The following is a 10,141-nucleotide window of genomic DNA, read 5'->3' on the forward strand; positions in this document are numbered from 1 at the left end:
GCGTCCCTCGATCTTGGCGAGCACCGTCGCAGGCGCACCGTCGGTGACCCGGTTGAGTCGGACCAGCGGCGTATGCCCGATGGAGTGTGAATTGTCTTCGTACCAGCTTGGCATGATGTTCTCCCGTGAAAGAAGCGAAGACTGCGAGAAGGGATCACCTCCAACCGGCTTCGCATCGGCTGCGGACTGCGTTCGATGTCGAACTCACCGCGCAAAGTGAGAATGTAGCATTCTCGAAAATACCCCTAGCAAATGAAATGGCATTTCTACAATGCCGAAGGTTATAAGCGGTGCTCCGATGTGGATCAGAGACTGGGGCGGCCGAGTGCGAACCCGAGCGGCAGGTCCGCGCCGGCGGCGCGCGTGGTGTCCGCGCGCCGCAGAGTGCCGCCAGTATCGCCGGGCAGCCGCGCGATGTAATCGCGGATTGTCCCGCTCGCCATCGCCGTGCGCTACTCGCCGTCGAGAACTACCATCGCCAGTCCGCGGGGATGGGAGTGCAAATGTCCACAGCAGCGCGCAGCGATTCGAAGAGTCGTTTCCCCTCGGGCCAGGGGCCGTAGCCCGCGTCCACGTTGATGTGACCCGCAGCACCGACGTTCACGAACCGACTGCCCCACTGTCGCGCAAGGTTGCGCGCCTTCCCGATGTCGACCCAGGGGTCGGTCTCGCTCGCCACCAGGATGCTGGGGAAGTCGAAGGGGCTGCCGGCGATCGCCTCCCGGGCGACGTTCCACCGCTGCGGATCGGCAGGCGCCACCAGCAGCGCGCCGGCAATTCCGCCGGGGTACCGCAGCGCGCGGTGCGCGACGGCGAGGCAGCCGAAGCTGTGGGCAATGAACAGGCACGGAACCCCGGCAGCCTGCACGGCCTCGTCCACCGCGCCCGCCCATGCCTCGAGATCGGGGTCGTTCCAGTCGCGCTGCGTCACCCGCCGGTAGTCCGGGCGGACGTTCTGCCACAGCGTCTGCCAGTGACCGGGTCCACTGTTCCCCAGGCCGGGAACGACGAGTACTGCGTGAGATGCCGGTCGTCCACCCGTGTGCAGGTGCTCGTCCTGGGGGTGCGCTTCACTGCGAGCCACGGCCAATGTTTTCCGCGTCTGGATGAGACAAAGCGCGCGCCGACCCGAAATCCGCCTGAGACAACGGGCGCCTTGCGAGCGCTGCGGGCGCACCGAGGACGAAGCCCTGAGCGAACTCGACGCCGGCGTCGATGACTTTCTTCAGGAGGTCCGCGGATTCTACGCGGCCGGCGAGCAGCGCAACGCCGTTTTCCCCGAGTGCCATTGCGACCGCGGCGAGCCGTTCAGCGCTCAGGCTCGCCGACACGTCCACCTTGACGAGATCGACCGGCGCGTCGTTGAACATCCCGAGCACCCGTTCGTCGCAGCGGCTGATCGGCACCATGACCCGATAGCCGCGTGCCCGGTAGTTGCGCGCTCCTCTTGCCAGCACGTCGGGGACGGCGATCACGCTGCGCGGGAAGACGATGACGACGCGCTGCGGGCTCAGGCCGAACTTGCCGAGAACACCTTCGAACACCCTGCCGTGTTCGTCCGGAACGCTCGCCAGCAGGCGTTCTTCGACGTTAAGGAAGAGACTCTGGCTCGCGTCGACATGGGCGAAGTAATTCAGCGTATGCAGCGTGCGGCAGAGTCGGTCCAGATGCCGCAGCATGGCATCGCCAGCCGTCAGCGCGAACAGGCTCCACGGCGCCAGCGGCGAATCGCCCGGTGCCTCCACGCGCAACAGACCCTGATGGCCGACCACACGCTGCCGATGCAGATCCATGACCGGCTGAAACACGCTCGCCACGCGGGCGTTGAGGAAGCGCCCGGCGACGTGCCCGCCTTCGGTCCGAAAAAGGGGCGAGCCGAGATCGATCCGGTCAGGCAACGTCGCGACGTAATCCGTGATCTGCTGAACGTGAATCTCCGGTGTCATGCGGGGACTGCGAGTCGGGGAGAAACGTTACTTCGCCTGATAGATCTGATCGAACACCCCACCGTCCGCGAAGAATGTCTTCTGGGCTTTCTGCCAGCCACCGAATCGCTCGTCGATGGTGAAGAGATTGATCTTGGGGAACACGCTGCCATACTTCGCCGCCACCTTCGGGTCGCGGGGGCGATAGAAGTTCTTGCCGGCGATCTCCTGGCCCTCGTCCGAATACAGATACTGGAGATAGGCTTCGGCGACGGCGCGCGTGCCGCGTTTGTCGGCGACCTTGTCGACGAGCGCCACCGGCGGTTCGGCGAGGATGCTGAGCGACGGCACGACGATCTCGAACTTCTCCGGCCCGAGTTCTTTCACGGCCAGGAACGCCTCGTTCTCCCAGGAGATGAAGATGTCACCGACGCCGCGCTCGGTGAAGGTGGTGGTCGAGCCGCGCGCGCCGGAGTCGAGCACAGGCACGTTCTTATAGAGCGCCGCGACGAATTCCTTCGCCTTGTCGTCGCTGCCGTACTTCTTCAGCGCATAACCCCAAGCGGCGAGGAAGTTCCAGCGCGCGCCACCCGACGTCTTGGGATTGGGTGTGATCACCGCGACACCGGGCTTCACCAGATCGTCCCAGTCCTTGATCTGCTTGGGATTGCCCTTGCGCACCAGAAACACGATCGTCGAAGTGTAGGGAGAGCTGTTGTGCGGCAGCCGCTTCTGCCAGTCTTCGGGCAGCAGCTTTGCTCGCGCCGCGATCTCGTCGATGTCGTAGGCAAGCGCAAGGGTGACGACGTCGCCTTCGAGACCGTCGATCACCGCACGTGCCTGCTTGCCGGAACCACCGTGCGAAGCGCGGATGGTCACCTCTTCACCCGTCTTGGCCTTCCAGTGCTTGGCGAAAGCCTTGTTGTACTCCTGGTAGAGCTCACGCGTGGGGTCGTACGACACGTTCAGAATGCTGGTTTCCGCCAGCGCTGGCAGCGGCAGTGCAAGTGCAGCGACAAGCAGCAGCATGTTCTTGAGCTTCATGACTTCTCCTGATTTTTTCGGTTTTAGGGCAGACAGGTGCGCCAGCCGGCACCGCCGGCCTGCGCAGGCCGTACCAATATAGCCAGGGATAAATAGAACCTCAAAGAATATGAGGATATTTTATTATTCCACTTTCTTCTTGGACTGCCGCGAGAACCAACCGGTACTCGCGGGCAGGAAAGAACAACCGGGGATGACCGAGCCCGGCGGGCTCAGGCGATGCGGGTGATGAGCGGAAGAACGTCGTGCGCGGCGGCGGCCGCCTTCGCCGCGAATACTTCGCCCAGCATGATGAGCGCAGGTCCGTTGATCCCACGTTCCGTCAGCTGCGGCAGTTCTGCCAGGGTCATGCGGTACTCGCGCATGCCGGGCAGCGAAGCGTTTTCCACCACACGCACCGGGGTGCACGACCGCATGCCGCGGTCGAGCAGACAGCGTGCGATCTCGGCGGCCTGCCCGATCCCCATGTACAGAACGGACGTGTCCGCCGCGATGACGGCTGGCGCCCAGTCGCTCTCGGCCTCGTGCGAGCCCACACGCGGCGTGGCGACCGTCACCGTGCGGGCGAGGCCGCGCCGCGTGAGCGATATGCCGATATCCGCGCTGGCGGCGAGGGCAGCGGTGACGCCGGGCACGACCTCGTACGCAATGCCCGCGGCCTGCAGCGCGGCGATCTCCTCCTGCGCGCGCCCGAAGAGCATCGGATCGCCGCCCTTCAGCCGTACGACGACGTCGTACTTCCGTGCGGCATCGACGAGCCGTTTGTTGATGAAGCGCTGCGCCGTCGAACGCTTCCCGCAGCGCTTGCCGACTTCGATCTTCTCGGCGCTGCGTGCCAGCGCCACCGTCTCCGGATGTACCAGTGCGTCGTGGAAAACGATGTCGGCCTGTTCGAGCAGGCGCGCAGCGCGCAGCGTGACGAGATCCGGTGCACCGGGGCCCGCGCCGACGAGATAGACCTTCCCCATCAGGCGCCGCTCTCGATCATGCCGGCGGCGACGGTGTTGTTGGTGGCCTCGTCGATGAGGATGAAGCTGCCGGTGGCCCGGTTCGTCTTGTAGTCGTCGACGAAAAGCGGCTGCAGCGTCTTGATCGAGACGCGTGCGATCTCGTTGAAGCGAAGGCTTGTCGCAGGATGCCGCTCGAGGGTGTTGACGTCGACCTGGTAGTCGATGGCCTTGACGAGCGCCTTCACCGTGCGGGTCGTATGCTTGATGAGGTACTTGCGCGCGAGATGAAGAGGCTGCGCGTCGAACCAGCAGATGCTCGCCGCGAATTCGCGGGTCGTGCGAGGCACGTCGTCCGACCTCACGATCATGTCGCCGCGTGAGACGTCGAGCGGATCGGCGAGCGTGAGCTGCACCGACAGCGGCGCCGCAGCGCTGTCGAGACTGCCGTCCAGCGTGACGATCTGCGCAACGCTGCTGGTGAGACCGGAAGGCAGCACCGTTACCTCGTCCCCGACCTCGATGGAACCGGACTCGATACGGCCGGCATAGCCGCGGAAATCGTGGAATGCATCCTCGTGCGGTCTACAGACCCACTGCACGGGAAAGCGGAAATCGCGCTCGTTCACGTCGTGAGCGATCTCGACGCCCTCGAGGTGATCCATCACCGTCGGCCCGGAATACCAGTCGAGGTTGTCGCCGCGCTCGACCACCATGTCGCCGTGCAGCGCGGAGAGCGGAATGAAGGTGATGTCGCGCAGGCCGAGCGCTTCGGCAAAAGCGGAGAACTCGCCGCGGATGCGCTCGAACACGTCGCGCGACCAGTCGACCAGATCCATCTTGTTCACGGCCACCACCAGATGGGGGATGCCGACCAGGCTTGCGAGATACGCGTGGCGTCTCGACTGCGTGAGCACACCCTTGCGCGCATCGATGAGGATGACGGCGAGATTGGCGGTGGAGGCGCCGGTCACCATGTTGCGGGTGTACTGCTCGTGACCCGGCGTGTCGGCGATGATGAACTTGCGCCTGGGGGTCGCAAAGTAGCGGTACGCCACGTCGATGGTAATGCCCTGCTCGCGCTCCGCCTGCAGGCCGTCGGTCAGCAGTGCAAGATCCACCCCGGCAGTGCCCCGCTTCTGCGTCGTCTTCGCGATTGCGTGCAACTGGTCCTCGAAGATCGCCTTCGAGTCGTGCAGCAGCCGCCCGATCAGGGTGCTCTTGCCGTCGTCGACGCTGCCCGCGGTGATGAAGCGCAGAAGCTCGCTCGCGCGAAACGAGAAAGACTCCATCACCGACATCAGAAGTAGCCTTCCTTCTTCCGCAGCTCCATCGAAGCTTCCGACGTCTGATCGTCCATGCGCGTGGCGCCGCGCTCGGTGATGCGGGTAATCGCTGTTTCGGCAATGATGTCGAGCAGGGTTGCCGCGATCGATTCCACCGGGCAGGTGCACGTGATGTCACCGACGGTGCGGAAACGGACGGACAGCGTCTCGACCGCCTCCCCCGGGCGCGGCGGTGTGATCGCCGTCACCGGCGCGAGCTGCCCGCCGCGGCGGACGATCTCCCGCACATGCGCGTAGTAGATGCTCGGAATGGCGAGTCCCTCGCGGGCGATGTACTGCCACACGTCGAGTTCGGTCCAGTTGCTGATGGGAAACACGCGCATGTTCTCGCCCGGATGGACACGCGTGTTGTAGAGGCTCCACAGCTCCGGGCGCTGGTTCTTCGGATCCCATTGGCCGAATTCGTCGCGGAAGGAGAAGATGCGCTCCTTCGCACGCGCTTTTTCCTCGTCGCGCCGCGCGCCGCCGATGCAGGCGTCGAACTCGAACTCCGCGATGGCATCGAGCAGCGTCACCGACTGATGCACGTTGCGGCTCTCGTCGGGGCGCTTGAGCACCACGCGCCCCGTGCGCATCGAATCCTCGACCGAGCGCACGATCAGCCGCTCGCCGAGTTCCGCCGCACGGCGATCGCGAAAGTCGATCACTTCGGGAAAGTTGTGTCCGGTGTCGATGTGCAGCAGCGGAAAAGGAAAACGGCCCGGTCGGAACGCCTTTTCGGCGATGCGCAGCAGGACGATGGAATCCTTGCCGCCGGAAAAGAGCAGCGCCGGATTGCGGCATTCGGCCGCAACCTCGCGCAGCACGTGAATCGCCTCGCTTTCGAGCACGTCGAGGTGGCTCAACGCCGCGCCGGGCGTCCGCGATTTGGTCGCCTTTGCCGGCCGCTCCAGAACGCTGATCTCGTCCACTTTCACGAAGTCACCTCGTCGATTTTGGATGCGCTGGACGGGGCCGCAGCGAGCAGACTCACCCGTTGCGCCGCCGGCCTGCGGACGTGCAGTCCGCACTCCTTGCTCTCGGGATCTTCCCACCACCAGCGGCCGGCGCGTTCGTCCTCGCCCACCGTGATGGCGCGCGTGCACGGCGCGCAGCCGATGCTGGCGTAGCCCTGGTCGTGCAGCGCGTTGTACGGCAGATCGTGCTCGCGGATGTAGGCCCACACCTCGTTTCTCGTCCAGTCGAACAGCGGATTGAACTTCTGCAGCCCATGCTCCTGGTCGAACTCGCTGCCCGCAATTGCCGTTCGCGTGGGGCTTTGCTCACGCCGCAGCCCGGTGACCCAGGCGCGCTTGCCAGACAGCGCGCGCCGCAGTCCATGAACTTTGCGCACCTCGCAGCACGCCTTGCGCAGGTCGACGCTGTCGAAGAATGCGTTCGCGCCATGGGCCGAGGTGTAGGCTTCAAGCCGTGCCCCGTCCGGATAGTAGACGCGGATCGGCAACTCGTACCGGTCCGCCAGCTCGCGCATGAGCACGTGTGTGGCCTCGGGCAGACGCCCGGTGTCGAGCGTGAAGATCTCGATGCTCGGGGCATGCCGCGCGATGAGGTCCGTCACCACCACGTCCTCGGCGCCAAAGCTGTTGGCAAACGCCGCCGGCGGATACTCCCCCGCCACCTGCTCGAGCATGGTCGCGACGCTGCGGACTTTCTCTACCAGATTCATCCCGGTCTCCTCACGCCGCCTGGGCGACCGGCGACTTCGCCGCCGCCTGTGCGGCCACCGACGTCGGCAGCGCCCCGGTCAGGTCCAGAGTCGGTTCGCGCTGCACGCAGTAATCGGCCACCGCCAGCGTCCAGCCGTCGAGCGTCCGGAAAAGAGGCGCCACGGCCGCTTCATTCAAGACATCCTCCGGCAGTGACGCCAGCTCGGCGAAGCTTGCCAGCGGCGCCGCCAGATCACTGCGCCCGGGCAGCCGCTGCGCGATCTCCTCGGCGAGTGCATTGAGATCGTCGACCTTGCGCCCGCCGATGATCTGCACCAGCGCCTGAGCGACGCTGCGCGCGATGATCTCGCCGCACTTCGCAGCCTCTGCATACTTGCGCTGGAAGAAAAGAGCATCCCGATAACCGCGCTCGTGCGCGGCCTCGAAGAAATTCGCGCCGGCCGTCACCTGGCTCGCGCCGGCGCACTCGCCGCCGCCGAGCTGCAGCACGCGGAAGTCCGCGGTGTCGCCGTGATCGCGCGCGAGCTCGGGTGCCTCGTTCGCTTCGACACGCGTGAACTCGGCCAGCAGATCACGCAGGTACTGCTGCCCTTTGCGGTGCACCCAGTCGAAGAAGGACTCGCCGGCGATGGCGTCTTCCGCATAGGCGTCCTGCACGCGTTCGATGGCGGCTTCAGCACGCTGTGTGGGCACCGAGGGGCCCTTCAGCGCGAGCCGGCCGCCACCCACGCCGCTGCCGCCGAAATACGTCTGGTAATGCGGCACGAGCTTGCCATGCAGGCGCTTGCCTTCGCCGTAGATGCCGATGTCGCCGGTTTCGGGCTGCGCGCAACCGTTGTGGCAGCCGGAGACACGGATGCGCAGGTCGGTCTTGTTGCCGCCGTTCAGCTTCGGTGCAACGATCGTGGAAGACGTAATGCCGAGACGGCACGTCGATGTCCCCGGGCATGCAACGACATTGTCGCCGGCGCGCGGGAGATCGAAACCGACAGACTGAACGGCACGCCGCACGGCCCCGACGTCAGCCGCCGCGACATTCGGCAGCGTGATGTTCTGATCCTGCGTGGTACGCAGTTCGGCCAGCTTGAACGTGTCGAGCACATCCGCGAGGCCGCGCAACTGCTGCGCGTTGAGATCGCCGAGCGGTATCGACACGGGCACGACGACGAGGCCCGCCTGCTTCTGCGGAAATACCCCTCGCGGCGCACCCGGCCCGGGTGCTTCGGTAGCGGCGGCGCCCGCCTTCCACTCGCCGGCGGGATACGGCCTGTCGGCCAGCCCTGCACGCGTATGCGCGAGCTCTTCGCGGTACTTCTCGACGAATCCCTCGGGGCCGAAGCGGTCGACCAGGAACTTGATGCGCGCCTTGGCGCGCTTGACCCGGTCCGAATACCGGTTGTGGAGTGCGACCAACGCCTCCATCACCATCAGGAGTTCGCGCTCCTCGACGAACGGCTCGACGACAATGGCCTCGTGCGGCTTGTGCCCCAGGCCACCGCCCGCAAGCACCTTGAAGCCGAAGCGCTCGCCGTCGCGCACGGCAACGACCGCAAGGTCGTGCAGGAGCCCCTGTGCACAGTCCGCTTCGCACCCGGAGAAGCTGATCTTGAACTTGCGCGGCATCTGCTGGTTGAGCGGATTGCGCAGGAAGTGCTGGACCGCCCCGTCGACGAAGCGCGTCACGTCGACGTGCTCCTTCGGGCAGATACCCGCCAGCGGACAGGCCGTGATGTTGCGAATGGTGTTGCCGCAAGCCTCCCGCGTCGTCAGGCCGAAGGACGCGAGCGTGCTGAGGGCGGCCGGTGTTTGCGCGAGCGGAACATAGTAGACCTGCAGGTCCTGGCGCGTCGTGATGTGGGCGACGCCGTTCTGCGAAAAGCGCTCGACGACGTCGGCCGCACCACGCAGCTGGCGGGCCGACAAACGCCCGCCCGGAACCTTGACGCGGATCATGTGGACGCCTTCCTGGCGCTGGCCGTAAACGCCCATCTGCAGCCGCGTGGCGGTGAACTTGTCGGGGTCCATGCCGCCTTCGATGAAGCTTCCGACCGCCGCGCCGAACTGGTCGATCTCCTCGAGGTTGGCGAGATTCTCCGGCAAAGACATGCAAATATTCTCCGAATCGAGGGCTGCGCAACGCGGCGCTTTCCCCTCAGGTTTCAAGTGGGTAGGCCGTACCCGCACGACGGGTTCCGGGGCTCTATCCCGAAGTTGACCTAAGATCGTACCAGCGCGATCATTTCGGTCTTAAGAATATTTGAGTCATTGTTTATAGCGAAGCGGTATGAAGCTGCAGCAACTGCGATACATCTGCGAGGTGGCCCGCCAAGGGCTCAACCTGTCAGCGGCGGCCGAGAAGCTCTACACTTCTCAGCCTGGGGTCAGCAAGCAGATCCGCCTGCTGGAGGACGAACTCGGCGTCGAGATCTTCGTGCGCCACGGCAAGCGCTTCGTCGAGATCACCCGGCCCGGTCGCGACATCATCCGCGTGGCGGAGCGCATGCTGCGCGACGCTACCAACCTCAAGAACGTCGCCCAGGAGTTCACCAGCGAGCAGACCGGATCGCTGACGATCGCGACCACGCACACGCAGGCACGCTACGCGCTGCCGCCGGTGGTCAAACGCTTCACCGAGCGCTATCCCGGCGTCCGCCTGAGCCTGCGCCAGGGCAGCCCGATGCAGATCGCCGAGCTCGCAAGTTCGGGGGAGGCCGACCTGGCGATCGCGACCGAGGCGATCGAGCTTTTCTCCGAACTCGTGATGCTGCCCTGCTACGACTGGAACCGCTGCGTGGTGGTGCCGCCCGGACACCCCCTGCTCGACATGACCCCGCTCACCATCGAGGCCATCGCGCGCTTTCCCATCATAACCTATGATTTCGCGTTTACGGGTCGATCGAAGATCAACCAGGCGTTCGAAGCGCGCGGCCTCGTTCCCAATGTGACGCTCACTGCGATCGATGCCGATGTGATCAAGACCTACGTCGAACTCGGGCTCGGCATCGGCATCGTCGCCTACATGGCGTTCAATCCGGAACGCGACCGGCAATTGCGCGCCATCGACGCGAGCCACCTCTTCGAGTCGAGCACCACGCACATGGGCATCCGCAAGAACACCTACCTGCGCGGTTACATGTACGGCTTCATCGAGATGTTTGCGCCGGCCCTCACCCACAGGGTGGTCAACGAAGCGATGGCCCGCGGCTGACCCG

At 65.2% G+C, this 10,141-nt stretch carries 11 protein-coding genes; 1 reads left to right on the top strand and 10 read right to left on the bottom strand.

Annotated elements, in window-relative coordinates; genetic code table 11:
* The 10 genes from JNK68_10575 to JNK68_10620 all read right to left on the bottom strand — a co-directional run.
* Positions 1-114: cysteine synthase A (locus JNK68_10575; GenBank protein MBL8540802.1), on the bottom strand; the 114-nt coding region annotated here is incomplete at its 3' end.
* Positions 115-305: 191 nt separating this feature from the next.
* A complete protein-coding gene (locus tag JNK68_10580) occupies positions 306-443 on the bottom strand; it encodes a hypothetical protein (GenBank protein MBL8540803.1) in 138 nt (45 codons plus the stop codon).
* Between the two features lie 26 nt (positions 444-469).
* The gene (locus tag JNK68_10585) at positions 470-1,048 is read right to left on the bottom strand and encodes an alpha/beta hydrolase (GenBank protein MBL8540804.1); all 579 of its coding nucleotides are present in this window, start codon (positions 1,046-1,048) and stop codon (positions 470-472) included.
* A gap of 22 nt (positions 1,049-1,070) precedes the next feature.
* Positions 1,071-1,946, bottom strand: a complete 876-nt coding sequence (locus tag JNK68_10590) for an EAL domain-containing protein (protein ID MBL8540805.1) — start codon at positions 1,944-1,946, stop codon at positions 1,071-1,073.
* Positions 1,947-1,973: 27 nt separating this feature from the next.
* Entirely contained in the window at positions 1,974-2,954 is a 981-nt protein-coding gene (locus JNK68_10595; protein ID MBL8540806.1) for a sulfate ABC transporter substrate-binding protein, read from the bottom strand.
* A gap of 227 nt (positions 2,955-3,181) precedes the next feature.
* The gene (gene cobA, locus JNK68_10600; protein ID MBL8540807.1) at positions 3,182-3,937 is read right to left on the bottom strand and encodes a uroporphyrinogen-III C-methyltransferase; all 756 of its coding nucleotides are present in this window, start codon (positions 3,935-3,937) and stop codon (positions 3,182-3,184) included.
* Entirely contained in the window at positions 3,937-5,217 is a 1,281-nt protein-coding gene (cysN, locus tag JNK68_10605; GenBank protein MBL8540808.1) for a sulfate adenylyltransferase subunit CysN, read from the bottom strand. Before cysN ends, cobA begins: the two co-directional genes overlap by 1 nt.
* Complete coding sequence (gene cysD / locus JNK68_10610; GenBank protein MBL8540809.1) at positions 5,217-6,155, bottom strand: sulfate adenylyltransferase subunit CysD; 939 nt, start codon at positions 6,153-6,155, stop codon at positions 5,217-5,219. The genes cysN and cysD overlap by 1 nt, the downstream gene beginning before the upstream one ends.
* Positions 6,156-6,175: 20 nt before the next feature.
* The gene (locus JNK68_10615; protein MBL8540810.1) at positions 6,176-6,928 is read right to left on the bottom strand and encodes a phosphoadenylyl-sulfate reductase; all 753 of its coding nucleotides are present in this window, start codon (positions 6,926-6,928) and stop codon (positions 6,176-6,178) included.
* 10 nt (positions 6,929-6,938) lie between these two features.
* Positions 6,939-9,035: a nitrite/sulfite reductase gene (locus JNK68_10620; GenBank protein ID MBL8540811.1), complete on the bottom strand. Its 2,097-nt coding sequence runs from the start codon at positions 9,033-9,035 to the stop codon at positions 6,939-6,941.
* A 178-nt stretch (positions 9,036-9,213) separates the two neighbouring features.
* Here JNK68_10620 and cysB point away from each other — a divergent pair, with 178 nt between their 5' ends.
* A complete protein-coding gene (gene cysB / locus JNK68_10625) occupies positions 9,214-10,137 on the top strand; it encodes an HTH-type transcriptional regulator CysB (GenBank protein ID MBL8540812.1) in 924 nt (307 codons plus the stop codon).
* The last annotated feature ends 4 nt before the right edge of the window (positions 10,138-10,141 follow it).

The organism is Betaproteobacteria bacterium, from assembly GCA_016791345.1.
In the GTDB taxonomy this organism is placed as follows: domain Bacteria; phylum Pseudomonadota; class Gammaproteobacteria; order Burkholderiales; family JAEUMW01; genus JAEUMW01.